Source organism: Labedaea rhizosphaerae (genome assembly GCF_004362825.1).
GTDB lineage: Bacteria > Actinomycetota > Actinomycetes > Mycobacteriales > Pseudonocardiaceae > Labedaea > Labedaea rhizosphaerae.
Genome location: NZ_SNXZ01000003.1, coordinates 253,199 through 277,782, shown reverse-complemented (window position 1 = coordinate 277,782; position 24,584 = coordinate 253,199). Strand labels below are relative to the sequence as shown.

At 70.1% G+C, this 24,584-nt stretch carries 26 protein-coding genes; 14 read left to right on the top strand and 12 right to left on the bottom strand.

Annotation, left to right across the window (positions count from 1 at the left end):
- Positions 1-58 precede the first annotated feature (58 nt).
- Positions 59-1,816, top strand: coding sequence for a proline--tRNA ligase (locus EV186_RS18285; protein WP_133850538.1), 1,758 nt, complete (start codon positions 59-61; stop codon positions 1,814-1,816).
- Between the two features lies 1 nt (position 1,817).
- Here the strand turns inward: EV186_RS18285 and EV186_RS18280 are convergent, their stop codons facing one another.
- The 4 genes from EV186_RS18280 to EV186_RS18265 are packed head-to-tail and all read right to left on the bottom strand — an operon-like array spanning position 1,818 to position 4,932.
- Positions 1,818-2,705 (bottom strand): DUF8017 domain-containing protein, encoded by an 888-nt coding sequence (locus EV186_RS18280; RefSeq protein WP_133850537.1) that lies wholly within the window; start codon positions 2,703-2,705, stop codon positions 1,818-1,820.
- Positions 2,702-3,736: a DUF8017 domain-containing protein gene (locus tag EV186_RS18275; protein WP_133850536.1), complete on the bottom strand. Its 1,035-nt coding sequence runs from the start codon at positions 3,734-3,736 to the stop codon at positions 2,702-2,704. Before EV186_RS18275 ends, EV186_RS18280 begins: the two co-directional genes overlap by 4 nt.
- A gap of 49 nt (positions 3,737-3,785) precedes the next feature.
- Positions 3,786-4,490 (bottom strand): HAD hydrolase-like protein, encoded by a 705-nt coding sequence (locus EV186_RS18270; RefSeq protein WP_133850535.1) that lies wholly within the window; start codon positions 4,488-4,490, stop codon positions 3,786-3,788.
- A gap of 31 nt (positions 4,491-4,521) precedes the next feature.
- Positions 4,522-4,932, bottom strand: a complete 411-nt coding sequence (locus EV186_RS18265) for a secondary thiamine-phosphate synthase enzyme YjbQ (RefSeq protein WP_133850534.1) — start codon at positions 4,930-4,932, stop codon at positions 4,522-4,524.
- 23 nt (positions 4,933-4,955) lie between these two features.
- Between EV186_RS18265 and EV186_RS18260 the strand changes: the two genes are divergently transcribed.
- Both EV186_RS18260 and EV186_RS18255 read left to right on the top strand, forming a co-directional pair.
- The gene (locus EV186_RS18260) at positions 4,956-5,975 is read left to right on the top strand and encodes an aminotransferase class V-fold PLP-dependent enzyme (RefSeq protein WP_133850533.1); all 1,020 of its coding nucleotides are present in this window, start codon (positions 4,956-4,958) and stop codon (positions 5,973-5,975) included.
- A gap of 34 nt (positions 5,976-6,009) precedes the next feature.
- Positions 6,010-6,771, top strand: coding sequence for a hypothetical protein (locus tag EV186_RS18255; RefSeq protein ID WP_133850532.1), 762 nt, complete (start codon positions 6,010-6,012; stop codon positions 6,769-6,771).
- Between the two features lie 19 nt (positions 6,772-6,790).
- Here EV186_RS18255 and EV186_RS40035 read toward each other — a convergent pair whose 3' ends face one another.
- On the bottom strand, positions 6,791-7,258 hold the full coding sequence (locus tag EV186_RS40035; protein ID WP_243754129.1) for a ferritin-like domain-containing protein: 468 nt from the start codon (positions 7,256-7,258) through the stop codon (positions 6,791-6,793).
- Positions 7,258-7,758 (bottom strand): hypothetical protein, encoded by a 501-nt coding sequence (locus tag EV186_RS40030; protein WP_243754128.1) that lies wholly within the window; start codon positions 7,756-7,758, stop codon positions 7,258-7,260. The genes EV186_RS40035 and EV186_RS40030 overlap by 1 nt, the downstream gene beginning before the upstream one ends.
- Before the next feature lie 154 nt (positions 7,759-7,912).
- Here EV186_RS40030 and rimP point away from each other — a divergent pair, with 154 nt between their 5' ends.
- From rimP to rbfA, 6 genes are all read left to right on the top strand, one after another.
- Positions 7,913-8,455 (top strand): ribosome maturation factor RimP, encoded by a 543-nt coding sequence (rimP, locus tag EV186_RS18245; RefSeq protein ID WP_243754127.1) that lies wholly within the window; start codon positions 7,913-7,915, stop codon positions 8,453-8,455.
- A complete protein-coding gene (gene nusA / locus EV186_RS18240; RefSeq protein ID WP_133850531.1) occupies positions 8,452-9,477 on the top strand; it encodes a transcription termination factor NusA in 1,026 nt (341 codons plus the stop codon). Before rimP ends, nusA begins: the two co-directional genes overlap by 4 nt.
- Positions 9,478-9,498: 21 nt before the next feature.
- Positions 9,499-9,858 carry a YlxR family protein gene (locus tag EV186_RS18235; RefSeq protein WP_243754126.1) on the top strand — a complete coding sequence of 120 codons (360 nt, stop codon included), beginning with the start codon at positions 9,499-9,501 and terminating at the stop codon, positions 9,856-9,858.
- Between the two features lie 85 nt (positions 9,859-9,943).
- Positions 9,944-13,036 carry a translation initiation factor IF-2 gene (gene infB / locus EV186_RS18230; protein ID WP_133850529.1) on the top strand — a complete coding sequence of 1,031 codons (3,093 nt, stop codon included), beginning with the start codon at positions 9,944-9,946 and terminating at the stop codon, positions 13,034-13,036.
- Positions 13,037-13,115: 79 nt separating this feature from the next.
- Entirely contained in the window at positions 13,116-13,412 is a 297-nt protein-coding gene (locus EV186_RS18225; protein WP_133850528.1) for a DUF503 domain-containing protein, read from the top strand.
- 23 nt (positions 13,413-13,435) lie between these two features.
- Positions 13,436-13,885 (top strand): 30S ribosome-binding factor RbfA, encoded by a 450-nt coding sequence (gene rbfA, locus EV186_RS18220; protein WP_133850527.1) that lies wholly within the window; start codon positions 13,436-13,438, stop codon positions 13,883-13,885.
- Between the two features lie 55 nt (positions 13,886-13,940).
- On the opposite strand, the gene EV186_RS18215 is transcribed toward rbfA, so the two are convergent.
- The gene (locus tag EV186_RS18215; RefSeq protein WP_133850526.1) at positions 13,941-14,258 is read right to left on the bottom strand and encodes a hypothetical protein; all 318 of its coding nucleotides are present in this window, start codon (positions 14,256-14,258) and stop codon (positions 13,941-13,943) included.
- Between the two features lie 295 nt (positions 14,259-14,553).
- Between EV186_RS18215 and lpdA the strand changes: the two genes are divergently transcribed.
- Both lpdA and EV186_RS18205 read left to right on the top strand, forming a co-directional pair.
- Positions 14,554-15,954, top strand: coding sequence for a dihydrolipoyl dehydrogenase (gene lpdA / locus EV186_RS18210; RefSeq protein WP_133850525.1), 1,401 nt, complete (start codon positions 14,554-14,556; stop codon positions 15,952-15,954).
- A gap of 577 nt (positions 15,955-16,531) precedes the next feature.
- The gene (locus EV186_RS18205; RefSeq protein WP_166659226.1) at positions 16,532-17,269 is read left to right on the top strand and encodes a restriction endonuclease; all 738 of its coding nucleotides are present in this window, start codon (positions 16,532-16,534) and stop codon (positions 17,267-17,269) included.
- A gap of 20 nt (positions 17,270-17,289) precedes the next feature.
- On the opposite strand, the gene EV186_RS18200 is transcribed toward EV186_RS18205, so the two are convergent.
- The 3 genes from EV186_RS18200 to EV186_RS18185 all read right to left on the bottom strand — a co-directional run bounded on the left by EV186_RS18200 (position 17,290) and on the right by EV186_RS18185 (position 20,566).
- Positions 17,290-17,709, bottom strand: a complete 420-nt coding sequence (locus tag EV186_RS18200) for an NUDIX hydrolase (protein ID WP_133850523.1) — start codon at positions 17,707-17,709, stop codon at positions 17,290-17,292.
- A gap of 221 nt (positions 17,710-17,930) precedes the next feature.
- A complete protein-coding gene (locus EV186_RS18190) occupies positions 17,931-19,676 on the bottom strand; it encodes a CocE/NonD family hydrolase (protein ID WP_133850522.1) in 1,746 nt (581 codons plus the stop codon).
- Positions 19,676-20,566, bottom strand: coding sequence for a hypothetical protein (locus tag EV186_RS18185; RefSeq protein WP_133850521.1), 891 nt, complete (start codon positions 20,564-20,566; stop codon positions 19,676-19,678). Before EV186_RS18185 ends, EV186_RS18190 begins: the two co-directional genes overlap by 1 nt.
- A gap of 117 nt (positions 20,567-20,683) precedes the next feature.
- Between EV186_RS18185 and EV186_RS18180 the strand changes: the two genes are divergently transcribed.
- Genes EV186_RS18180 through EV186_RS18170 form a run of 3 tightly spaced genes read left to right on the top strand, consistent with a single transcriptional unit; the run spans position 20,684 to position 23,431 of the window.
- Positions 20,684-21,541 (top strand): alpha/beta hydrolase, encoded by an 858-nt coding sequence (locus EV186_RS18180; protein WP_133850520.1) that lies wholly within the window; start codon positions 20,684-20,686, stop codon positions 21,539-21,541.
- A 26-nt stretch (positions 21,542-21,567) separates the two neighbouring features.
- A complete protein-coding gene (locus tag EV186_RS18175) occupies positions 21,568-22,467 on the top strand; it encodes an alpha/beta hydrolase (protein ID WP_133850519.1) in 900 nt (299 codons plus the stop codon).
- Position 22,468: 1 nt separating this feature from the next.
- Positions 22,469-23,431, top strand: coding sequence for a DHH family phosphoesterase (locus tag EV186_RS18170; protein WP_133850518.1), 963 nt, complete (start codon positions 22,469-22,471; stop codon positions 23,429-23,431).
- Here EV186_RS18170 and EV186_RS18165 read toward each other — a convergent pair.
- Positions 23,414-23,983, bottom strand: coding sequence for a Uma2 family endonuclease (locus tag EV186_RS18165; RefSeq protein WP_133850517.1), 570 nt, complete (start codon positions 23,981-23,983; stop codon positions 23,414-23,416). The genes EV186_RS18170 and EV186_RS18165 overlap by 18 nt on opposite strands.
- A gap of 48 nt (positions 23,984-24,031) precedes the next feature.
- Entirely contained in the window at positions 24,032-24,544 is a 513-nt protein-coding gene (locus EV186_RS18160) for a CGNR zinc finger domain-containing protein (RefSeq protein WP_133850516.1), read from the bottom strand.
- Between the last annotated feature and the right edge of the window lie 40 nt (positions 24,545-24,584).

The following is a 24,584-nucleotide window of genomic DNA, read 5'->3' as shown; positions in this document are numbered from 1 at the left end:
CGTTCACTACGCTGCCAGGCACCGCCACCACCGGCGGATCCGATCGAGGAGAGCCACCGTGATCACCAGGATGTCGTCGTTGTTCCTGCGCACGCTGCGTGAGGATCCGGCGGACGCCGAGGTGCCCAGCCACAAGTTGCTGGTGCGCGCAGGCTATGTCCGCCGCGTCGCCCCGGGTGGTTATTCGTGGCTGCCGCTGGGCCTGCGCGTGCTGCGCAAGATCGAGCAGGTGGTGCGCGAGGAGATGGACGCGATGGGCGCGCAGGAGATCCAGCTGCCCGCGCTGCTGCCCCGCGATCCCTACGAGGCCACGAACCGGTGGACCGAGTACGGCCCCAACATCTTCCGGCTCAAGGACCGCAAGGGCGCCGACTACCTGCTCGGCCCCACGCACGAGGAGATCTTCACCCTGACCGTGAAGGGTGAGTACACCTCGTACAAGGACTACCCGGTCATCCTCTACCAGATCCAGACCAAGTACCGCGACGAGGCGCGGCCCCGCGCGGGCATCCTGCGCGGGCGCGAGTTCCTGATGAAGGACAGCTACTCGTTCGACCTGGACGACGAGGGGCTCTCGCAGTCCTACCAGAAGCACCGCGACGCCTACATCAAGATCTTCGACCGGCTGGGCCTGAAGTACGTGATCGTGTCCGCGATGTCGGGCGCCATGGGCGGGTCGGCGTCGGAGGAGTTCCTCGCCGAGGCCGAGACCGGTGAGGACACGTTCGTGCGCAGCACGGAGTCCGGCTACGCGGCCAACGTCGAGGCCGTGACCACCACCTCGCCGCCCGCGCGCTCGGTCGACGGGCTGCCCGACGCGCAGGTGCACCACACGCCGGGCACGCCCACCATCGAGTCCCTTGTGGACTTCCTGAACGCGGCGAACCTGGGCCGCACGTTCACCGCGGCGGACACGCTGAAGAACGTCATGCTCAAGGTCCGCCAGCCCGGTACGCAGGAGTGGGAACTCCTGGCCGTCGGCCTGCCCGGCGACCGTGAGGTCGATTTCAAGCGGCTTGAAGCGGCGCTCGACCCCGCCGAGGTGGCCATCCTCGAAGAGGCCGACTTCGCCAAGCACCCCTACCTCGTCAAGGGCTACATCGGCCCGAAGGCGTTGCTGGACAACAAGGTTCGCTATCTGGTCGACCCCCGCGTGGTCACCGGCACGGCGTGGGTGACCGGCGCGGACAAGGCCGACCACCACGTCATCGACCTCGTCGCCGGCCGCGACTTCACCCCGGACGGCACGATCGAGGCCGCCGAGGTGCGCGAGGGCGACCCCTCGCCCGACGGCAAGGGCACGCTGGTCGCCGCGCGCGGCATCGAGATCGGCCACATCTTCCAGCTGGGCCGCAAGTACGCCAACGCCTTCGAACTCGACGCGCTGGGCGCCGACGGCAAGCCGATCCGGATCACCATGGGGTCCTACGGCATCGGCGTGTCCCGGCTCGTGGCGTGCATCGCCGAGCAGAGCTTCGACGAGCACGGCCTCGTGTGGCCCCGCGCGGTGTCGCCGTTCGACGTGCACCTGGTGGTCGCGGGCGGCAAGAACGCGGCCGAGGAGATCAAGGCGGGCGGCGAGAAGCTGGCCGAGGAGCTGTCCGCGGCCGGGCTCGACGTGCTGTTCGACGACCGGGCCGCGTCGCCGGGCGTGAAGTTCGCCGACGCCGAACTCGTCGGCGTGCCGACGATCGTCGTCGTCGGGCGCGGGCTGGCCAACGGCGTCGTCGAGGTCAAGGACCGGGCCAGCGGCGAGCGCGTCGAGGTGCCGGTGGATGAGGCGGTCGCCCGCCTCACCGAGATCGTCCGCGGCTGAGCTACGAGGCCACGCTGACGCTTTCCACGATCTTGCGCAGCGTGGCCTCGTCCGCGCCCTGCGGGCCGTCCGGCGAATCCGTGCCCGAGTACGCGGCGATCATGACCGTTCGGCCGGGCTGGTCGTCGGTGGACAGGGCGAGCAAGACGACCACGCCTGCGCTCAGGTCGCAGTCCGCGGTGGTCGGCACCACGTGCACGACGATCTCGCGGCCCAACCAGCCGTCACCATCGAGGTGGCGTGACGAGGTCACCGTCATGGTCGGGATGTCCCCGAACGGTCGGCCGAACGCGACGGTGGCCAGCCCTTTGGCGTACTTGCTGGCCTGGGCAGCCGACGGGCCGGCCGACTCGTCGAGGTAGATCCCGGCGGCCACCGGCCACGTCGTGCAGGCCGTCGTCGTGTACGTGGCGCCGTAGCGCAGGACCGAGTAGTCCGCGTACTCCGAAGACCCGTAGGTGATGGCGACCTGCGGCACGAGCGTCCAGTCCGGTGGCACCTCGTACTCGAGGTTGCCCCGCACGGGAACGGCCTGCCACTGGCCCGCCGGCGCCTTTGTTGTGGTTGTGGTCGTGGTGGTCGATGTCGTTGTGGTCGTGGGCGTGGCCGCAGTCGTCTCAGTGGTGGTGGTGGGTGCGGCAGCCGCCTCGGAACCGTTGGTGCCGTGGGGGATCAGGGCCACACCGATCAGCCCGAGCCCGACGACGAGCCCGACGACCACGAGCCACGTCCCGCCGCCGCCCTTGGAGTCGCGCTTGTCGCGCCGCGCGGTCCTGGCCGGGCGCTTGCCCGGCGTGGAGCCGGTCGGCAAGGACGTGCCGCGCCGGGACGGTTCCGTGCTCGCGGACCCGGTCGGCCGTCCGCTGACCGGGTCGAAGGAGCCCGTCACTGCGTGGGCCGGGCGGTGACGAGGACCTGGGCGGCGAGGTCGGTGGTGATCGCGTCCGGCACCTCCTGGTCGCCGAAGAGGATCACCGACTCCGTCCCCGAGCCGCTCTTGAAGGACACGACGGCGACCAGCATCGCCGGCGGGTTGCACGAGTCCTTCTTGGTGGTGATGCGCACGACCGCGAGCGTGGCGTCGGTCCTGGCGTTGTTGACCTTCTGCGGGCTGCTCGTCGGCACCGCCGTCTTGCCGCCGTAGGCCGCGGCCAGCCCGTTCGCCCAGGTCGTCGCCACCGCCTTCGCGGCCTTGGCCGGGTCGTCGCTCGACTCGGGGCCGACGCCGATCTTGGCGCGGAACGACGTCGGGCTGCCCGGGCACGCACCGGTCTTGAACGTCGCGACGCCTTCCATGACCGCCCGCGAGTTCGGGATGGTGACCGTGGTGTTGCTGCCCGACTCGATCTTCCAGTCCGGCGGCACGTCGAACTGCACGTGCTCGTTGGGCACGCTCACCGTCTGCCAGCCCGGGACCTGCGGGGTGTTGCTGCCACCGCTGCTGGGCGGCGCCGTGAGCGTTCCGCTGCTCGCCGAGGTGTGCGGGGCGCTCGTCGTGGTGGTCGTGGTCGTCGGGTTGCCGCCGCCCGCCTGGTCGTCGCCCTTCTTGTTGAGCAGCACAACTGCGAGAGTCGCGCCCACCGCGACCACGACGACCGCCGCGATGATGCCGACGATCAGCCCGGTGCGCTTGGGCTTGGGTGGCGGCAACTGCTGGAAGCCGCCGGTGGGGAAGTTGTTCGGGAACGCGCTGGTCTGTGGATATTGGCCCTGGGGATATTGGCCCTGGGGGTATTGACCGAGGCCCTGGTAGCCCCCCGTGTCGGGGCCCGTGGGATAGGCGGCCGTCTGCGCGGGGTTCGGGAAACCGCCGCTGTCGGGCGCGGGGTGACCGGGGTGGGGCAGCGGCTGACCGGTCAGCGGGTCGTACTGCTGGTTGGGGTCCTGGCCGTACCCGCCATATCCCCCGGGTGTACTCATGCCCGAGAATTTATCTGGCCATGCGTCGTCGTGAGCCGGAAACCCGGCATTAGGCCCGCGTTGCCAGCAACGCGTCCAGGGCCAGGTCCAGGTCGGCGAGGTCCGGCAGCACCGCGTGCGCCCCGGAATCGGCCAGTTCCCGCGCGCTGCTGCGGCCGGTGGCCACGGCGATCGCGACGGCGCCGTGGTGCAACGCGCCCGCCACGTCACGCGGGGTGTCACCGACGACGACCACCCGGTCGACCGGGAACGGCCCGCCGTGCTTGCGTTCCGCGCGGGCGATCGCGTCGGCCACCAGGTCGTGGCGGTGCTCGGAGAGCGAGCCGTAGCCGCCGATGCCGAAGTCGATGTGCTTGTCGAGCCCGAAGGGGCTGAGCTTGCACTCGGCGAGCTCCACGAGGTTGCCCGTGACGAGGGACTGCACCACGTCGTCGCGGTTGGCGAGCTCCGCGAGCAGGGTCTCGACGCCGGGCAGCGCGCGACCGCGCTCGGCCAGCGTCACGTCGGCGTTGGCGGCGGCGATCAGCTCGGCGAACACCTTGGCGACGTGGTCGTCGCCGGTGTCGTGGCCGTGCACGCGCAACAGCTCGCGGGTGATCGCGAGCTCGGTGCGGCCGGGGAAGCTCGGCATGTGCCGCAGTTCGATGCCGTGCGCCTTGGCCAGCGCGACGCCGTACCAGTCGCGGCCGGTGCCGGTGAAGTCGACCAGGGTCAGGTCGACGTCCCAGAGGACGAGGGTGCGGTGTGCCGTCACCAGGCCATGGTGGCACGGGCCACCGACACGTTCAGCCGGTGAGAAAGCTCAGCCGGACCTTGCGCACGGGGTTGTCGGTGTTGGTGTCCACGAGGCAGATCGACTGCCACGTGCCCAGCGCCAGCTCGCCGCCGAGCACCGGGATCGTCGCGTACGGCGGCAGGAACGCGGGCAGCACGTGGTCGCGGCCGTGCCCGTGGTGGCCGTGCTTGTGCTGCCAGTTGTGATTCGCGGGCAGGACGTCGCGCAAGGCACGCAACAGGTCGTCGTCGCTGCCGGACCCGGTCTCGATGATCGCGAGGCCTGCGGTCGCGTGCGGCACCCAGACGTGCAACAACCCGTCCGTGGCGCCCGTGTCGTTCAGGAACGCCTGGCACTGCCGGGTCAGGTCCGCGACCTGCTCCCGGTCGCCGGTGCGGATTTCGATCTCCTCGGTCTGCACGCCTCCACCGTAGTGTCGAAGGCGTGCGTGAAGCCTTCGGAGAGTCGTTCGCAGTTCCTGCCGGGTACCTGAACACCGCCTCGATCGGGGTGCCGTCCGAGTCCGCGGGCCGGGCGGTCGCCGAGTCCGTCGACGCGTGGCGGCGGGGCGCCACGTCGCCGCCCGACTTCGACGTCGACGTGACCAAGGCTCGGGCCGCGTGGGCGCAGCTGGTCGGCGTGCCGGCCGAGTCGGTGGCGATCGGCGCGACCGTGTCGCAGCTGGCCGGCCTGGTCGCCGGTTCGGTGCCGGACGGGACCAGGGTGCTGACCGTGCGCCGCGAGTTCACCAGCGTGAGCTTCCCGTTCGCGGCGCACGCCGAGCGGGGCGTCACGGTCACCGAGGTGCCCGACGAGGAGCTGGCCGACGCCGCCCGCGAGCACGACCTGGTCGCGGTGAGCGTGGTGCAGTCCGCGGACGGGGCGATCGCCGACCTCGATGCCTTGCGCGCCGCAGGCACGCCCGTGCTGCTCGACGTGACGCAGGCGGCCGGCTGGCTGCCGCTGGACCTCGGCTGGGCGGACTGGGTGGTCGGCTCGGCCTACAAGTGGCTGCTCGCCCCGCGTGGGGTCGCCTGGCTGGCCGAACGCCAGGCCGGCGCGACCCGGGCGCTGCACGCCAACTGGTACGCGGGCGAGGACCCCTGGGACACCGTCTACGGCTTGCCGTTGCGCCTCGCGGGCGACGCCCGCCGCCTCGACACGTCGCCGATCTGGCTGGCCCACGTCGGCGCCGCGGTTTCGGTGCCCTGGCTGGCCTCGCTCGACCTGGCCGCCGTCCGCGACCACTGCGTCGGCCTGGCCGACGGCCTGCTCGCCGCGCTCGGCGAGGCGCCCCGCGGGTCCGCGATCGTCTCGCTGGACCGGCCCGACGCGGGACCGGCCCTGCGCGCGGCGGGGGTAGCGCACAGCATGCGGGCGGGCCGCGTCCGGTTGGCCTTCCACCTCTACTCCGACCAGAGCGACGTCGACCTCGTGTTGACCGCATTGGGTGCCCGGCCATGACACGACCGGGGGATACCGGTTACGGTGACCCACCGTGTCGGATCCGAGGTATCCCGGCAGACCGGGGCCATACGCGGGGCAGCCGCCAGCCGGCCGTCCCGGCTACCCGTCATACCGCCCTGAGCTGGAGGAAACCACTCAGCTGCCGGCGTTCGACTACCAGGCGGATCCCCCGCCCGGCCAGCCGATGGGGTTGTTCGCGGGCTCGCCGGTCCTGGTCTGGACCTTGCGCGCGCTCGGTCTCGTCGCGGTCGCGGTGATCTCCGGGCTCGTCTGGTACTACATCACCAACGACAACAAGCCGGCGCCGTCCCAGCAGGCCGATCAGCCCGCCAAGCAGGGCAAGTACAACTTCGTGGCGGCCCCGCAACTGCCCCAGCCGGTGCGCGACAGCAACTGCGTCGAGCACTCGAAGGGCAAGGTGCAGGAGTTCCTGCAGGCCCACCAGTGCCACGGCCTGACCCGCCAGCTCTTCACCGTGACCACGGCCGACGGGCGCACCGCCTACGCGTCGGTGTCGTCGGTGCAGATGGCCAGCGCCCAAGACGCGACCGCGCTGGAGAACCTGACCAAGGCCGACGGCACCGGCAACGTCAAGGACCTGCTCCTGGACGGCAAGGCGACCGTGCCGGGTCTGACGAGGCTCGACGCCCACGGCGGCTACGCCTCACAGCGGGTCGACGCGAAGCTGATCATCATCGAGGCCGACTTCAGCACCGACGCGTCCGACAAGGACGAGCCGGTGCTCGACGACATCTGCGCGGACGCCCTGCGCCTGGGCCAGGGTCTGAACTAGCCGCTGCGGCTGGGCCGTGTCAGGCCTGCGGCTGGCCGGGCATCGGGACGGCGGCGGGCTCGGTGCCCGCGTCCTGGCGCCAGTGCGTGCCGCGCACGGCGGCCTCGGTCAGCGAGTCCAGCGCCGCCTGCCGCACGCCCGGGTCGTCGGCCCGGTCGAGCACGGCCCGCCAGGCGACGGTCGCGTCGTCCTCGGCCACGACCAGCACGGCGACCGCGGATTCCTTGTCGGTGACCGGTTTCGGCGTCGTGTAGGCCGGTTCCGGCGTGATCGGGGTGACCGCGGCCGCGGCCAGCAGCCGCTCGGTCGCGTCCCGGCGGTCGCGGTGCGCGGACATGCCCTTGTCCACGGCCTTGTCGTAGGAATCCGGCAGGAACGCGCTCACCAGCCCGTACACCCACACAGCGGCGTGTTCGGCGGACAACGCCTGCTGCAGGGCGTCCACGGTCTCCTGCGGCAGCGCGGCGCCGCCCGGCTCGGTCTGCATCAGCTGATCACCTCGTGCAAGCTCGCGCAGCCCGCCGACACGGACCCGAGCAGCCCGGCCCGGTTGCGTGGCACCGACGCCACCAGCGCAGCGGCTTGTTGCCGGCCCTTGGTCATGGCCGCCTGCAGCTTCTTCTTCGCCGCCGACGTGGACTTCGGTGCTGCCGCCGGCGCGGCCGCGGGCGGCTTCTGCCCCGACGGCGGCGGGTTGAGCCGGTCGATCTCGGCCTGCAACGCGGTCGCGTGCTCGGTGCGGCCCTTGGCGATCGCGGTCGCCGGCCCGGCCAGGTCGGGCAGCGCGGCGGCGATGGCGTTGGCGTCCGCGGCGTCCTGGCGAGCCTGCCTGGCCAGTGGTTCCAGCGGGTCCGGGGCCTTCTGCCCGGGATCGCTCGTGCACCCGGCCACGGCGGTCAGCGGCACGGCGACCAGGGCGCCCAGGCTCACACGCAGCCCCGCGCGGAGCACCGCTCGCCTGCTGAACCCGCTCGCATAACGCGTCACGGTCCGTCATCCTGCCAGGCGCGGCGCCGAGCAGGTGATCGCGTCCGCCGAGCCCATCGGCCGTGACGAGATACGCTTGGCAACCACGATCGGTGAAGAGTGCGCCGACCGGGGATCGGACATGCACGCATGGAGCAGACAGGGAGCGGCCGAGGTGCCCGACAAGGAGCAAGGTGACCGCAAGCCAGCGCCGGCGGAGGCGCTGCGGTCGGTCGTGGCCGACGCGGTGGGCGCCGCGGGATTCGAACTGGAGACGCTCGACGTGCAACAGGCGGGCAGGCGACGCCTGGTGAAGGTCGTCGTGGACGGCGAGGACGGCGTGGGGCTGGACGAGGTCGCCCAGATCAGCCGCGCGGTGTCCGGTGTGCTCGACGAGCACGACCACCTGCTGGGTGGGCCGTACACCCTCGAGGTGACCTCGCCCGGCGTGGACCGGCCGCTGACCATGCCGCGGCATTGGCGGCGTGCCAGGCTCCGCCTGGTGAAGGTCCGCAAAACGGACGACACGGAGTTGACCGTCCGGGTCGGCGCCGCCGACCCCGAGCCCGACGGCTCGGTGCAGGTGCTGGTCGACGGCGCGTTGCACGAGCTTGCCTACGCCGACGTGGCCAAGGCAGTGGTGGAGATCGAGTTCAAGCAGCCGCCCGCCGCCGAGACGGCGCTGCTGGAGCAGGCTGAGCGGGAGGGGTCGAGGTGAACGTCGACATCGCGGCGTTGCGCGCCATCGAGCGCGACAAGGACATCCCGTTCGAGACGGTGCTGGAGGCCATCGAGACGGCCTTGCTCACCGCGTACAAGCACACCGAGGGCCACCAGCCGCACGCGCGCATCGACATCGACCGGCGCACCGGCCTGGTCCGGGTGATCGCGTTCTCCCTCGGCGCCGAGGGCGAGGTCGACGAGGAGTGGGACGACACGCCGGAGGGTTTCGGCCGGATCGCCGCGACCACCGCGCGCCAGGTCATCCTGCAGCGGCTGCGCGACGCCGAGCACGAGAAGACCTTCGGTGAGTTCTCCGCCAAGGAGGGCGAGATCGTCGCCGGGGTCGTCCAGCGCGACGCGCGGGCCAACGCCCGCGGCATGGTCGTGGTCCAGGTCGGCGACACCGAGGGCGTACTGCCCGCCGCCGAGCAGGTGCCCGGCGAGCGCTACGAGCACGGCACGCGGATCAAGTGCTACGTCGTCGGCGTGACCCGCGGCGCGCGCGGCCCGCAGATCACGTTGTCCCGCACGCACCCCAACCTCGTGCGCCGGCTCTTCGCCCTGGAGGTGCCCGAGATCGCCGACGGCACCGTGGAGATCCCCGCGGTGGCCCGTGAAGCCGGTCACAGGTCGAAGATCGCGGTCCGGTCCACCGTGGCCGGCGTGAACGCCAAGGGCGCGTGCATCGGCCCGGTCGGCGCGCGCGTGCGCAACGTGATGAGCGAACTGGCCGGCGAGAAGATCGACATCATCGACTACTCCGAGGACGCGGCGACCTTCGTGGGCAACGCGCTCTCGCCCGCCAAGGTCATCTCCGTGCAGGTCGTGGACGAGCGCGCGAAGACCGCGCGGGTCGTGGTGCCGGACTTCCAGCTCTCCCTGGCCATCGGCAAGGAGGGGCAGAACGCGCGCCTCGCCGCCCGCCTGACCGGGTGGCGGATCGACATCCGCAGCGATGCCGCACCCGAGCCCGAGGACGCTCCCGACGCCGCACCGGTATCCGGTTCGGCTGAGTGAGCGCGACGAGATAGACTTGACGTGGTCAAGCGTCAACGAACGGTTCCCGCATGCCCGCCCGGCTCCGGCCCGGTGCGCACTTGTGTCGGTTGCCGAGCGCGGGCGCGGGCCGGTGAGCTGTTGCGCGTGGCCGTCGTGGACGGGAACCTGGTTCTCGATCTTCGGCGCCGCATCCACGGCCGGGGCGCCTGGATCCACCCGGATCCGGACTGCCTCGGAATGGCTGAGCGACGGCGAGCGTTTCCCCGGGCGTTGCGCGTGCCCGGCCCGCTCGACGTCACCGCTGTGGCCGAAGGGCTGGCGCGGGTGCTCAGCGCGCAAGTCGGTCCGGGACCTACCCGGACTGAGCAGGAACACAGAAGGCAGGTCGACCCGTCATGAGTCAGCCGTGAAGCTGAAGACATGAACGCGCGACGATAAACGAGGTCGACGGTCTTGCCGCCGGCCTCCCCAGACGAGGAGAGCAGTGGCAGGCAAGGCTCGAGTACACGAACTCGCCAAGGAGTTCGGCGTTACCAGCAAGGAACTTTTGGCCCGGTTGAAGGACATGGGCGAGTTCGTCAAGTCGGCGTCGTCCACCGTCGAGGCGCCCGTCGCCCGGCGGCTGAAGGAGACGTACGCCGCGGACGGCAACGGCAAGTCCCCCGCTAAGGGTGGCCCCAAGCCAGGCGCACCACGCAAGCAGACCGCGGCAGCGGCGACCGCTCCGGCCGCCCAGGCGACCGCCAGCACGGCGAGCCCCGCGGATTCCGCGAACACCACCAGCACGGCCGGCACCGCCGACTCCGCGGCCCCGGCCCGGCAGGCTCCGGCTCCCGGACCGCGTCCGGGCCCCAAGCCCGCGCCGAAGCCGGCCGCCGAACCGGTCGCCGAGCAGGCGCCCGCGGCGGCTGCCCAGACCCAGGCACCAGCGGAAACCCCCGCGGTTCCCGAGATCCCGGCGGCCGCCGAGGCCCCGACCAAGTCGGGCCCGAAGCCCGGCGGCGTCCGGCCCGGTCCGCGTCCGCAGACCCGTGAGGAACGCCCGGCCGCGCAAGCGAAGCCGGGGGCCAAGCCCGGTCAGGGTGGTGGCACCGGCGGCGGTTCGTCGGTCGTGCCGCCGAAGCCGCAGGGGCACAAGCCGAGGCCGGGTGCCCCGCGCGTCGGCAACAACCCGTTCGGCGTCGGTGGTGGCGGCGCGGCCGCGCCGCGGCCCTCGGCCCCGCGTCCCGGTGGCGGTCCTGGTGGCGAGCGCGGCGGACGTCCCGGTGAGGGTCGTCCCGCCGGTGGCCCGCGTGGCGGTTCGGCTCCGGCCGGTCCCCGCCCGAGCCCGGGCAACATGCCGCCCCGGCCCAACCCCGGCATGATGCCGCCCCGGCCCGCCCGTCCCGCGGGTGGCGGTCGCGGTGGCCCCGGTGGCGGTCCTGGCGGTGCCCGTGGTGGCCCCGGCGGCGGTCGCGGTGGTGGCGGCGGAGGCGGCGGCTTCCGCGGCGGTCCCGGTGGCGGTGGCGGTGGCGGCGGTGGCGGCTTCCGTCCCGGTGGTGGCGGCGGCGGAGGCGGCGGCTTCCGCGGCGGTCCCGGTGGCGGTGGCGGCGGCGCCCCGGCCGGCGGCGGCGGTGGTTTCCGCGGCCGTGGCGGCGGCGGTGGCCGTGGTGGCGCGGCGGGTGCCTTCGGGCGTCCCGGCGGCCCGAGCAAGCGCGGCCGCAAGTCCAAGCGCCAGAAGCGCCAGGAGTACATGGAGAACATGCAGGCGCCGTCGGTTGGCGGCGTGCGTCTGCCCAAGGGCAGCGGCGAGACCATTCGCCTGCCGCGCGGTGCTTCGCTGACCGACTTCGCCGACAAGATCAACGCCAACCCGGCTTCGCTGGTGCAGGTGCTGTTCCACCTCGGCGAGATGGTGACCGCGACCCAGTCCGTCTCCGACGAGGTGCTCGAGCTCCTCGGCGGCGAGATGAACTACCAGGTCCAGGTCGTCAGCCCGGAGGAGGAAGACCGCGAGCTGCTCGACTCCTTCGACATCACCTACGGCGAGGACGCCGGTGAGGAAGAGGACCTCGAGGCGCGGCCGCCGGTCGTGACCGTCATGGGTCACGTCGACCACGGTAAGACGCGACTGCTGGACACGATCCGCAAGGCCAACGTCCACGAGGGCGAGGCCGGTGGCATCACCCAGCACATCGGTGCCTACCAGGTGCCGGCGATCGTGGACGGCCGCGAGCGGCTGATCACCTTCATCGACACCCCGGGTCACGAGGCGTTCACCGCCATGCGTGCCCGTGGTGCGAACTCCACGGACATCGCGGTGATCGTGGTGGCCGCCGACGACGGCGTCATGCCGCAGACGGTGGAGGCGATCAACCACGCCCAGGCGGCGAACCTGCCTATCGTGGTCGCGGTCAACAAGATCGACAAGGAGGGTGCGAACCCTCAGAAGATCCGCCAGCAGCTCACCGAGTACGGGCTGGTCGCCGAGGAGTACGGCGGCGACACGATGTTCGTCGACATCTCCGCCAAGCAGGGCATCAACATCGACGGCCTGCTGGAGGCGATCGCGCTGACCGCCGATGCCGCGTTGGACCTGCGGGCCAACCCGGACATGGAGGCCCAGGGCGTGGCGATCGAGGCACACCTGGACCGCGGTCGCGGCCCGGTGGCCACGGTGCTGGTGCAGCGCGGCACGCTGCGCGTCGGCGACTCGATCGTCGCCGGCGACGCCTACGGCCGTGTGCGCCGGATGGTCGACGAGTACAACGAGGACATCACCGAGGCGACCCCGTCGCGACCGGTGCAGGTCATCGGGTTCACGTCGGTCCCGGGTGCCGGTGACACCTTCCTGGTGGTCGAGGAGGACCGCACCGCACGGCAGATCGCCGAGCGGCGCGCGGCCCGGATGCGCAACGCCGCGAACGCCTCGCGGCGCAAGCGGGTCAGCCTCGAGGACCTGGACTCCGCGCTGAAGGAGACCAGCCAGCTCAACCTGATCATCAAGGGCGACAACTCCGGTACCGTCGAGGCCCTGGAGGACGCGCTCACGAAGATCGACGTGGGCGACGAGGTCGAGCTGCGGGTCATCGACCGCGGTGTCGGTGGCATCACCAAGGCCAACGTGGACTTGGCGATCGCGTCCGACGCGATCATCCTCGGGTTCAACGTCCGCGCCGAGGGCAAGGTCACCGAGCAGGCCAACCGCGAAGGCATCGACGTTCGCTACTACTCGGTGATCTACCAGGCCATCGACGAGATCGAGCAGGCCCTCAAGGGCATGCTCAAGCCCATCTACGAGGAGGTGGAGCTCGGCCGGGCCGAGGTCCGCGACGTGTTCCGCTCCTCGAAGGTCGGCACGATCGCCGGTTGCCTGGTGATGTCCGGCGAGATCCGCCGCAACACCAAGGCTCGCCTGATCCGCGACGGTGTCGTGGTCCAGGAGAACCTGAACGTCGGCACGCTGCGCCGGTTCAAGGACGACGTGACCGAGGTCCGCGAGGGCTTCGAGTGCGGTATGACCTTGGGCAACTACAACGACATCCGGGTGGATGACGTGATCGAGACCTACGAGATGCGGGAGAAGCCCCGCACCTGATGGTCGAACCGGCCGGGACCGTCCACTGTGGGCGGTCCCGGTCCGGTTTCCACTACGAGCGATCCCCGGTGATGCAGGCGTGTACGTGGGTGCCCTGGAACTGGACGTCCTGCTCGGCGACGTCCATTCGTTGAAGGAAAAGCGATCCGTCGTGCGGCCGGTGGTCGCCGAACTGCGGCGCAAGTACGAGGTCAGCGTCGCCGAAGCCGGTCACCAGGACCTGCACCGGCGTGCCCTCATCGGCGTCGCCGCGGTCGCCGCCGAAGCCGGTCACGTGCGCACGGTGCTCGACTCGTGCGAGCGCCTGGTGGCCGCACGTCCCGAGTTGCAGTTGCTCTCGGCCCGGCACCGTCTGCTGGGCCCCGACGACGAATAGATCAAGAAGGAAAGGGGTGCGTCGTGGCTGACCCAGCCCGCGCCCGCAAGCTCGCCAAGCGCATTTCGCAGATCGTGGCCACCGCCATCGAGCACGAGATCAAGGATCCGCGGCTCAACGGCGTCACCGTCACGGACACGAAGGTGACCGGCGACCTGCACGACGCGACGGTGTTCTACACGGTCTTCGGCGACAAGCCCGACGTGGCGCCGGACTTCCAGGGGGTGGCGGCGGCGTTGGCGGCTGCGACCGGCGTGCTGCGCACCAAGGTCGGCCAGGGCACCGGCGTCCGGTTCACCCCGACGCTGACCTTCGTCGCGGACACCATCCCGGAGACGGCGAAGCAGGTGGACGACCTGCTCGCCCGCGCCCGCGCCGCGGACGCGGAGGTCGCCGCCCTGGCCGCGAAGGCCCAGCCCGCGGGCGACCCGGACCCGTACAAGGCGCCGCGCGAAGAGTCCGACGAGGACTGACGCGGCGGTGAGTGGGTCATGCGGCCCACTCACCTGATCCCGCTGCGTTCGGCTACTAGGGCTCAGGGACGAACGTCGGGCCCTGGGCGTAGCCCCACGGGCACGAAGCCGTCGACGAACCGTTCCCGACCACGGAGTTGCCGGTGGCGTCCGAGTCGAGCCAAGGGCCGAAGCACTCCACGTACAGGTGCCAGTGTTGGGTCGCCTCTCTGCCGGTGCAGGTCATCACGTCGGTCTTGGCCACGGGGGAGCCGTTGACCACCGGGTGCGCGACGCTGCAGTCCGGCGGGTACGGGGTGTACGCGCTGGCCGGCACGGCCAGCCCGAGCCCGGCGAAGATCATCATGGCGGCGATCGCCACTGTGCGACGCATGTCGTTCTCCTTTGCCTGACGATGGGGCAGCCCATCGTCTTCCCGTCCCACCACCGCTTTCTACGTCCACTCGGGTATGCGGCAGGTGCGTCCGGTGATCACGCCGGCACGGTTGGTTGACAAGAGGCGTTCCCGAAATGAATGTCGTGTCCAGGGCGTTGTAATTGGGTGCGCGGGGCGTTCATGGCGACGATGCCGCCGGCCCCGGCCACCCTCCGCGTGACCAACCCGACACGGGTCGTCCACAGGAGATGCGACGGGCGTCACTCGAGGGTGAACGCATAGATTGGGCGTTATGAGCACACACTTCGACGTCGTCGTGCTGGGGGCGGGTCCTGGCGGCTACACCGCCGCGGTCCGGGCCGCGCAGCTGGGCAAGAAGACCGCGGTCATCGAGGAGAAGTACTGGGGCGGGGTCTGCCTGAACGTGGGCTGCATCCCGTCGAAGGCGCTGCTGCGCAACGCGGAGCTCGCGCACGTCTTCACCCAGGAGCAGGACACGTTCGGCATCAAGGTCGACGGCACCGTGAGCTTCGACTACGGCGCCGCGTTCCGGCGCAGCCGCACCGTGGCCGAGGGGCGCGTCAAGGGCGTGCACTTCCTGATGAAGAAGAACAAGATCACCGAGCTCAACGGCCGCGGCTCGTTCACCGACGACCACACCATCGAGGTGAGCCTGACCGACGGCGGCACCGAGACGGTGACGTTCGACCACTGCATCATCGCCGCGGGCGCGACCACCCGGATGCTGCCCGGCACGAAGGTCAGCGACAAGGTCGTGACCTACGAGGAGCAGATCCTGAGCGAGGACCTGCCCGGCAGCATCGTGATCGCCGGCGCGGGCGCGATCGGCGTCGAGTTCGCCTACGTGCTGCACAACTACGGCGTGAAGGTGACCATTGTCGAGTTCCTCGACCGGATGGTGCCGCTCGAGGACGCCGAGGTGTCCAAGGAACTGCAGCGCCGCTACCGCAAGCTGGGCATCGACGTGCTGGTGGGCACCAAGGTCGAGTCGATCGACGAGTCCGGCGAGGGCGTCCGCGTGACCGTGTCGAAGGACGGGCAGCAGCAGGTGCTCGAGGCGGACAAGGTGTTGTCCGCCATCGGTTTCCAGCCGCGGGTGGAGGGCTACGGCCTGGAGAACACCGGTGTCCAGCTGACCGAGCGCAAGGCCATCGCGATCGACGGGCGCGGGCGCACCAACGTGCCGCACATCTTCGCCATCGGCGACGTGACGGCCAAGCTGATGCTCGCGCACGCGGCCGAAGCGCAGGCCGTCGTCGCCGCCGAGACGATCGCCGACCACGAGACCATGGAGATCGACTTCGTCATGGTCCCGCGCGCGACGTACTGCCAGCCGCAGGTCGCGAGCTTCGGCTGGACCGAGGAGCAGGCCCGCGAGAAGGGCTTCGACGTCCAGGTCCAGAAGTTCCCCTTCACGGCGAACGGCAAGGCCCACGGCCTCGCCGACCCGAACGGCTTCGTCAAGATCCTCAGCGACAAGAAGTACGGGGAGATCCTGGGCGCGCACCTGATCGGCCCGGACGTGACCGAGCTGCTGCCGGAGCTGACCCTGGCGCAGCAGTGGGACCTGACGGTGCACGAGGTGGGCCGCAACATCCACGCCCACCCGACGCTGAGCGAGGCCGTCAAGGAAGCCATCCACGGCCTCGCCGGCCACATGATCAACATGTGATCAGAGGAGTCGTCGACCTCGGCTCGCGGTTCATGCCCAGCCGCTGACCTGCGGATCCGTTCTCGACAGTTCTCACGTGCTCTCACGCCTGCCCGACCTCATACGGCCTGTAGACGGCCTGCGAGGCCGGGCAGGCGTCTGTATATGTGACCCCACACAAGTCTGGTTCCCGATGGGGAAGCCACCGCACGGAGCCAGACGAACCGCCGCCCTCGCTGGCTCGTGAGCTTCCCTGGAGGCCTGCCCGCCCGGCGAGGGCATGTTGGTTCTCTGCGCGTCGCCTGGGGCGGCGAACGGAGCTGGTGGCTACGGTCGGCGCGCCGCGTGGCCGGGCGGCCGGGAGCGGAGCGGTAGGCCGATCCGTGCCGCGCAGTGCGCGGCCGACCGAACGCAGCTGCACCAGCGCGCCGCCGCAGGCGGCGCGCCTTGATCCCCTAGAGCCAAGTTCGGCAGGCGTCGGTGTGCCGTAACTGTCGGGAAGAGACAAGCCTTGGCGATCGCACGACACGCCGACCACTAGCGCTAGACGTTCAGTAGTAATAGGCACATGATGGAGAGCCGAGATCGATCGCACAAAATGGAGGAACGCTTGTCACGGGCCGCTTGGTATGATTATCAAGAGCAGGTTGCCAACCTTTTCAGGGAAACCGGCCTAGAGGCCGATACGAATGTGCGGGTACAAGGTGTGCGAAGCACTCATGATGTTGATGTGCTTGTAAAAGGTCGAGCGGGAGGGCTCACATTCACATGGTTTGTCGAGTGTAAGCTTTGGCGGGAGCGAGTTTCAAAGCTCCACGTATTGGCATTTCGGCAGATCGTCACTGATACAGGAGTGGAAAGAGGAATACTTCTGTCGGAGAGTGGATTTCAAAGCGGCGCGATTGACGCTGCAACCAAGACAAATATCCAGTTGTCCTCAATCGCTGAACTGGGAGAACTTGCAACTGAAGAAGTCGGTAATGCGCGCCTCAGAGAGATACACCTCCGCGTGGACGAGTGCCTCAAGCGGTACTGGGACCTCGAAAAGGAGGTGCGGATCGCTTTCCGTCTGCGGCCTCCGTTAGCGAGCCCAGGGTTCTCGACTGTTCAGACGTTGGAGGTGGTCCGCTACGCCCTCGGGCAGCACGCAGGTGGAAAGTACCCGATAGTGTTCGACGATGCACCTCCGACGGTATACCTTCAATATCGATATGTGGATATCGATATAAAGGCTTCAACATCCATTGAGCTCGCAAATAAGCTTGACCCGATAGTCACTGAGATAGAGGAGCGTTTGAGGCGAGCCGAGCTGGGGAGCTCATCGGACAACCATTGAAATGATGCGCAAAACCATGGTTACTTGAAGTATGGAGTGTTAGTAATCGATAGACCATGCTCGATTCGCAAATGAATCGACGGATGAACTTTAAGCTGACCAATGGCGCCTGGCTCCACCCAGATGACTTCCTTGCTCTCGTTGCTTGTCGCCAGCTCACCGCCGACCTGTCGGGCTCGGAAGCAAATTGAGAACTCCTGGCGCACCTCGCCGTCGCTGAACTCGATAACGTGGCCCGGGTCGGAGTAGATGCCGATGAGGCCGATGACTTCGACGTCGATCCCGGTCTCTTCCTTGACCTCGCGCACCACGGTCTGCGTGATCGTCTCGCCGATCTCTTGGCCTCCGCCGGGGATGGCGTAGAGGTCGTTGTCAGTGCGACGGATCATAAGGATGCGGCCCTGCTCGTCTTGGACGAACGCGGTGACCGCGACGACGATGCCGTTCGCCTTCGGGGCGCTCGGGTCGTGGTAGTAGTCGGTGCGGTGGCCCTGGCTTCCTCCCTACCAGGTCGGCGGCTTGGCCGCGTTCCACACGCTCTCGAAGCTCTCCGAGTACGTCCCGGACAAGTCCCCGGCCGAGAGGCGGCGCAGGATCAACATGTGAGAAGCGGTGTGCTCGTCGGCTGCACGGTCCCGGTTGGGGCCGTGCAGCCGTGTGCTCAGCGGGTGGTCGGGAACGTGATCGAGCTGCGGGCCAGATCGATGGTCAGCGTGGGCGGGTCGATGGGGGCCAGGAACTGCCACGCATCCGTGCCGCCGACCACGATTGCCAACCGGTGTCCGGTAGCCACCGTGTGGTCCACAGTGGTCAGTGTGAAACGCATGGTGTAGAAGCGATCCGGGGCCAGCGGCTCGCCACGGCGCAGGGTTCGCCAGTGGCCGAGGTCCGCCCAGCCCGCCGACACCACCTCGTGGTCCACCGGGACCGTCGCGGTGGTGGTGTCCAGGTAGCAAGCACTGTCGCCGGGTGCACTCGCGCCCCAGCAGGACCGGGTGCTCAGGGTCCGGATGCCGGCGCCCTGGCCGAGGTCGTCGCGGACGGTGGCGGGGCCGTAGTCGACGAGCTCCGCACCCAGGCGCGCCACCGGCTTGCTGGAGCGGACGGTCAAACTGATCGACCCGGTTCCGGCCAGGTGCAGCGGTGCGGTCAACGGCGCACCCATCACGACGGCCCGAGCAGGTGATGGCTGGTCCGGGTCGGCCGCCCACTGGTACCGGTCGAGCGATGGATCGTCGGTGATCGTCACCTGGCCCGCGCCCAGCTCCCACCGCGTGTCACGGGTGCCCGGCGGCGGCCACGTGGGCAGGTCGACCCAGTGGTCGACGCTCGTCTCCACCTTCACCGCCGGCTCGCGGTCGATGCCGTTGTCCACCCCGAGCAGCCAGTGGTCGAACCACCGGTGCAGGGTCTCCACCCACTCGGCGCGGCGCAGGTCGAACGGGTCGACGTGCCCCGCCTGGTGCACCCAGGCCTTGCGCGGCACCGAAAGCCGCGACCAGAAGTCGCCGAACTGGCGGGGTGAGACTGCGAGGTCACCGAAGCCCTGGACCGCGAAAACGCTTGCGCGGATGCGGTTCGCGTCGAGGTCCGAGTCGACGCCGCGCCAGTAGCGGTTGAAGTCACCCGTGGTGCCGGCGGCCGCGTTTTCCTCGGCCTGCACGGGTTTGCACAACTGGGCGGCTCGCTCGTTCAGCAACCCCGGCGGGTTGCCGTTGTTGGGCGGGAAGCCGTACCAGGCACCGTCCGAATTGAACACGTTGTAGTAGCTGCCCACGCCCGCGATCGACACGACGGTGCGAAGGCCGGGCACCCCGGTGACCGCCGCGTCGATGGCCAGGGCCGCGTCGTCCGACTTGCCGATCATGCCGACGGCGCCGGTGGACCAGTCGGCGGACACGCGCGACGAGCCGGTCAGGCTGCGGTACGCCGAACCCCGCCCGTTGAGCCAGTTGATCACCGCCACCGAACTGCCGGCCACGTCCGCGCCGTTGGGACAACCCGACGACCGGTTGGTGCCCGCTTCGTCGACCAGCACGACGGCGTAGCCGCGTGGCACGAAGTAGTTGTCGTAGTAGAGCGGGAAACCCAGCGGCGAACCGTCGGGGGCGTAGGTCTTCTTTTGCGCCTCGTTGCCCCGGCCGCAGCACGCGTAGTACGGGCTGGTGTCCATGATCACCGGCACCCGATCGCCGCGCGCCGCCGGTTCGGACGGCCGGATGATGTCGGCGGCCACGCGATCGGGCACGCCGTCGCGGTCCTCGTCGGCGCCGGTGTCCACCCACACGGTCTCGCGGATGGCGTCGGCGTAGGAGTAGACGGGTCGGCTGCCGGCCGCGGCGGCTGTGCCCGGCACGGCCACCACCAGGGCGGCGAGGGTGACGACCGCCGCGGCCAGCGCTCTCATCAGGCCGCCAGACGGATGCGGAAGATGGCGACCTTCGCGTTGTGGTCGTCGTCCACGTGCATCGGGACGATGTTGGTGTTGAGCAGCTCGATGTCGACCTTGTTGGTGGTCAGCCAGTCGACGCGGTCCAGGCCGCTGCCGAAGGCGGCGCCCTCGGCCTGCCAGCCGGTGGCCGTGCCGTAGTCGTTGCGGTTGGTGTCCGCGGTCCAGATCACCGGCAGGTGCTGGTTCTGGTGGCGCTCCAGGACGCGCTGGGCGTGCACGTCGTGGTGGTGGTTCCAGTACGGCTTGAGGTCGTCGCGCTGCGGGCCGACGTAGGCGCGCGCGATGTAGTGGGTGTTCATGATGACGAACTGCAGGTCCGGCATCGTCTCGTGCTGCACGACCACCTCGTTGATCCACCGCGGCGGCGTGATGTCGGCGATGCCCTCGTGCACGAACACGTTGGTGTGCCCGACGACCGTCCACGGCCGCGGAACCGAGATCGGCTCGCGCGGCGACTGCGGGTCGTTGAGGAACATGTGGGTGTACTGGTCGCCGAAGTGCTGCCGGATCATCGACGGCTCGCCGGTGTCGTTCGGGCCTTCGCCGATCTCCTGCCAGCCGACCATCGGCGGCGTGCCGTCGGATTGGTGGCGGACCGCGGTGATCGCGGCTTCGCGCTGGTCGAGGTGCTTGCGCCCGATGTTCGCGGTCACGACCGCCAACCGCACCCACGGCCCGGCCGCCCGCGGCTGCGCACCGCCCGCGCCGTCACCCTTGCCGTCGCCCTTGCCGTCGCCTTTGCCCCGGCGTGCCGCGTCCGCCGTGCTCAGGCCGATCGTCGCGGCCCCCACCGCGACCCCGCCCGCCAACCCCAGCGCCGCGCGCCTGCTGATCTTCTTCGTCATCGCACAGTCCTCCCGAGGAACTGTCAGAGATCCACCTGGAGGGACCGTATATCGCGAAAGACCGACAAAGGGCGCAACAGCCCGACTCCGGACCGCCTGGCGGACTAGATTGGTCTGATGGGAGCAACCTCGCGGCGGGCGCTCTTGTTCGGCGGGGCCGGGCTGGGCGTCGCCGCGTGCACCGGCGATCCGGCCCGACCGCGACCGTCGACCCCGGTCGCGTCCTCAACCAGGTCCACGACCAAGTCCACGTCCATGCCACCCGCACGCGCGGGCGAACCGCTGGTGATCGACGTGCAACGCCAATCGGCCGCGCGCGGGCGCGGGGTGCGGGTCATCGCCATGTTCCCGGGCGACCGGGTCGAGCGGCTGCCGGTGGTCCTCGCCCTGCACGGCCGCGGTGCCACCGCGGGGTTCTTCCTCGACCTCGGCGTGCCCGCGATGCTGGCGGCCGCGGTCGAGGACGGGGTCGCGCCGTTCGCGGTGCTGGCGGTCGACGGCGGCGATTCCTACTGGGTCGCAGGCGATCCGGGTGACGACCCGCAGAAGATGCTGGCCGACGAGGTGCCCGGCTGGCTGGCCGAGTTCGGGCTGATCGAGAGCCCGTCCGGTGCGTTCGGCATCTCCATGGGGGCCTACGGCGCGCTCAACTACGTGCGCGCGGTGCCCGGTCCGCCGAGCGCGGCGGTGCTGAGCCCCGCGTTGTTCACCGACTGGGCACAAGCCCGCGCGCGCCACGTGTTCGCGAGCGAGGGCCAGTGGGCGGCCACCGAGCCACTGCGCCACCTCGACGACCTGCAGGGCGCGCTCGGAGTCTGGTGCGGCACAAGCGATCCGTTCCTGCCCGCGGCGAAGGAGCTGGTCGCCGGCGGTCGTACCAGCGTCGACGAGTTCACCAGCGGTGGACACGATCCGGCCTACTGGCGCAGCGTGCTGCCCGACGCACTGCGGTTCCTCGGCGGTGTGATCAGATAAGCCGGACAGCTGAGGTGGGGGTGACGATGACCGTCAAGCGCCGGGCCTTGTTGCTCGGTGGGCTCGGCGCCGGACTCGGCGTGGCCGGGATCGGCGCCGGTGTGGTGACCGACGTGCTGCCGGGCGGTCCGAGCCTGCGCCGCGCCCTGGGCATGACCGGCCCGGACGGCACCGTGCCCGACGTACCCGCCGGCCCCGTGCACACCGGCCGCGAGCACTCCGCGGCCCGCGACACCGACGTCGACGTGATCACGATGACGCCGGAGGGGGTCGACCCGAAGGGGCTGCCGGTTTGCCTTGTCCTGCACGGCAGGGGCGGCAACGCCCGGTCGTGGCTCGACCTCGGCCTGCCCCGGTTCCTCACCGCGGCGCACCAGTCCGGCGTGCCGCCGTTCGCGGTGCTCGCGGTCGACGGCGGCAAGGACTCCTATTGGGTGGCCAGTCGATCAGGTGACGACCCGCAGCGCATGCTCACCGAGGAAGTGCCCGGCTGGCTGGCGAAGCGCGGGCTGCGCAAGTCGCCGTGCGGGGTGCTCGGCGTCTCGATGGGTGGCTTCGGGGCGCTGAACTACGTCCGGCGGCAACGGGGGACCCCGGTGGCGGCCCTGCTCAGCCCGGCGTTGTTCCGCACCTGGGCGGAGGCCGGTTCCCGCGGCGTGTTCCCGGATTCGGGGTTGTGGGAGGCCAAGGAACCGTTGCGGCACATCAACGAGATCAAGGGCGTGCCGCTGGGTGTGTGGTGTGGCACGGAGGACTCGTTCATCACCTCGACCCGTTCCCTGATCGACGCCGCGCACCCGGCCGTGGCCGCGATCAGCAGCGGCGCGCACGAGGCCGCGTACTGGCTGCGGGTGCTGCCGGACGCGTTGCGGTTCGTCGGCACGCACCTGGGCTCGCCGGCGACCAGGACACCGGCCGGTGGGTGAGATGCCGACCGAAGCCGAGTGGACCGCCGCGGTGGACCTGCTGAACGCCACGCAGGACGCGTTGCTGATCGCCCACATCAACCCCGACGCCGACACGATCGGTAGCGCGCTCGCGTTGGGGATGGTGTTGCGGCGTCGTGGCGTTCGGGTGGCGGTGTCGTTCGCCGAGCCCGCTTCGGTGCCGGAATCGTTGGCCGGCTTGGACACCGAGGGCTTGCTGGTGCCGCCTTCGCGCGTTTCGGCGGCCGACCTGGTGGTCGCGCTGGACACCTCGAGCCTGGACCGGCTCGGGTCGCTGGCCGAGCACATGGCGACGGCGCGGGCGACCCTGGTCATCGACCACCACGTGTCCAACACGTTCTTCGGCACGCACCACCTCGTCGACGGGAGCGCCGAGGCGACCGTCGTGCTGGTGCTGGACTTGCTGGACCGCCTCGGCGAGCCGGTGGATGCCGCGGTGGCGCGGTGCCTGTACGCCGGGCTGGTCACGGACACGAGCGGCTTCCAACGGGCCACACCTTCGACGCACCTGCGAGCGGCCCGGCTCGTCGAAGCCGGGGTGGACACGGCGTCGCTGACCCGGTCGTTGACCGGCTCGCATTCGTTTGCCTGGCTGGGAATGCTGTCGTCGGTGCTGGGCCGCGCGGTGTTGCTGCCCGAGGCCGCGGGTGGGCGCGGATTGGTTTACACGGTGGTGCGCAACGACGACGTCGCCGGTATCGGACCGGACGAGGCGGAGTCCGTTGTGGACATCGTGCGCACGGCGCGGGAAGCCGAGGTGTGCGCGGTGTTGAAGGAGCTGCGGCCAGGGCAGTGGGCGGTGTCGCTGCGTGCCGTAGGGGCGGTGGACGTGCGGGAGATCGCGGTGTCGCGTGGGGGTGGCGGGCACCGGTTGGCCGCCGGGTTCAGCGTGGCCGGGACGGAAGCGGAAGCCGTCGCCGAGGTGCTAGCCGCGATCGGGTGATCGCCGCAGCTTGTCCAGATCGATGGTCAACGGCAACGGCTCGAGGACGGAGAAGCGGTGCTCGGCCCGCTGGGATTCCTCGTACTCACCGTCGATCGAGGTAAGGATGGTTGCGCTGACGGGTCGATCCTGATCGATCAGCCACATGCTCGGGATGCCGGCGTCGGCATACTCCAAGGGTTTGACCTTCGTGTCCGTGCGCACCGAACCCGGCGAGATGACCTCGATCACCAGAACAACGTCGGCGGCTGTGACCATTCGTTTCGCGTCTTCAAGGATTGCCGGCACGACGACGATGTCGGGTATGCGCACCACGGGAACGGAAAGTTGAAGATCAACATCGACCTCGGACATCGTCGTCAGATCCGCCGGGAGTTGAGCCTCGATCTGCTCGCACAGCCTGAAGATCACCTTTGTGTGCGCATTTGACGGTCGTGGCGACACGACGAGGTGGCCTTCCTCAAGCTCGTAGCGGGCGCTGTTGTCCTCGGGCAGCGCAGCGAACTCGGCCACCGTGTATTGGCGGCGGAAGTCGATCGGCTCCGCGGTCATGCCTCGACTGTATCCGCTCGGCTACCGCCACGATCAGATGACACGAGGTCAGTCGCGTTGCCGTGAGCGAAAGGCGGCTACGTGCACCCGGTTGGCGCACCTGGCCGAGCAGAACCGCTTCGCGCGGTTGGTCGACGTGTCCAGGAAGTACTTGCCGCACTCCGGCGCCGCGCACGCGCCGAAACGGGTCAGCCCGTGGTGCACGACCGCCTGCGCCAAGCCCCACGAGGCCGCCGCTGCTACCTCGCCCGCGGGCGCCTCGTCCGGGTCCGCGACGTGCACGTGCCACCGGTCGCCGTGGCCGGAAAGCCTAGGGCGCAACGGGTGCGCGGCCAGCAGCGCGTTCGTCTCGCGCAGGACGCCGTCGGCATCCGAAGCGACGGCGGCAGCCAGGGCGCGGCGCAGGCCGTCGGCCACCGGTTGCAGGGCACGCACGTCCGCCGGCGTCAGGCGGGTCGCCCACCACGGCTCGTCGTGCAGGGCCTCGGCCAGCGCCGGCATGTCGACCGTTGTGACGTTCGCCAACCGGAGCGCGACATCCAGGTAATCGGCGTTGTCCATTGTCGGTCCTTACCCATACAGTGGTGCCTGTCAGGGGCGC

What these genes read in the sequence shown, in the direction of transcription:
- EV186_RS18275 (WP_133850536.1), bottom strand. Translation starts at nt 3,736, where the DNA reads ATGAGTACACCCGGGGGATATGGCGGGTACGGCCAGGACCCCAACCAG.
- EV186_RS40035 (WP_243754129.1), bottom strand. Translation starts at nt 7,258, where the DNA reads ATGCAGACCGAGCCGGGCGGCGCCGCGCTGCCGCAGGAGACCGTGGAC.
- EV186_RS18215 (WP_133850526.1), bottom strand. Translation starts at nt 14,258, where the DNA reads ATGCGTCGCACAGTGGCGATCGCCGCCATGATGATCTTCGCCGGGCTC.
- lpdA (WP_133850525.1), top strand. Translation starts at nt 14,554, where the DNA reads ATGAGCACACACTTCGACGTCGTCGTGCTGGGGGCGGGTCCTGGCGGC.
- EV186_RS18205 (WP_166659226.1), top strand. Translation starts at nt 16,532, where the DNA reads ATGGAGGAACGCTTGTCACGGGCCGCTTGGTATGATTATCAAGAGCAG.
- EV186_RS18190 (WP_133850522.1), bottom strand. Translation starts at nt 19,676, where the DNA reads ATGAGAGCGCTGGCCGCGGCGGTCGTCACCCTCGCCGCCCTGGTGGTG.
- EV186_RS18185 (WP_133850521.1), bottom strand. Translation starts at nt 20,566, where the DNA reads ATGACGAAGAAGATCAGCAGGCGCGCGGCGCTGGGGTTGGCGGGCGGG.
- EV186_RS18180 (WP_133850520.1), top strand. Translation starts at nt 20,684, where the DNA reads ATGGGAGCAACCTCGCGGCGGGCGCTCTTGTTCGGCGGGGCCGGGCTG.
- EV186_RS18175 (WP_133850519.1), top strand. Translation starts at nt 21,568, where the DNA reads ATGACCGTCAAGCGCCGGGCCTTGTTGCTCGGTGGGCTCGGCGCCGGA.
- EV186_RS18170 (WP_133850518.1), top strand. Translation starts at nt 22,469, where the DNA reads ATGCCGACCGAAGCCGAGTGGACCGCCGCGGTGGACCTGCTGAACGCC.
- EV186_RS18165 (WP_133850517.1), bottom strand. Translation starts at nt 23,983, where the DNA reads ATGACCGCGGAGCCGATCGACTTCCGCCGCCAATACACGGTGGCCGAG.
- EV186_RS18160 (WP_133850516.1), bottom strand. Translation starts at nt 24,544, where the DNA reads ATGGACAACGCCGATTACCTGGATGTCGCGCTCCGGTTGGCGAACGTC.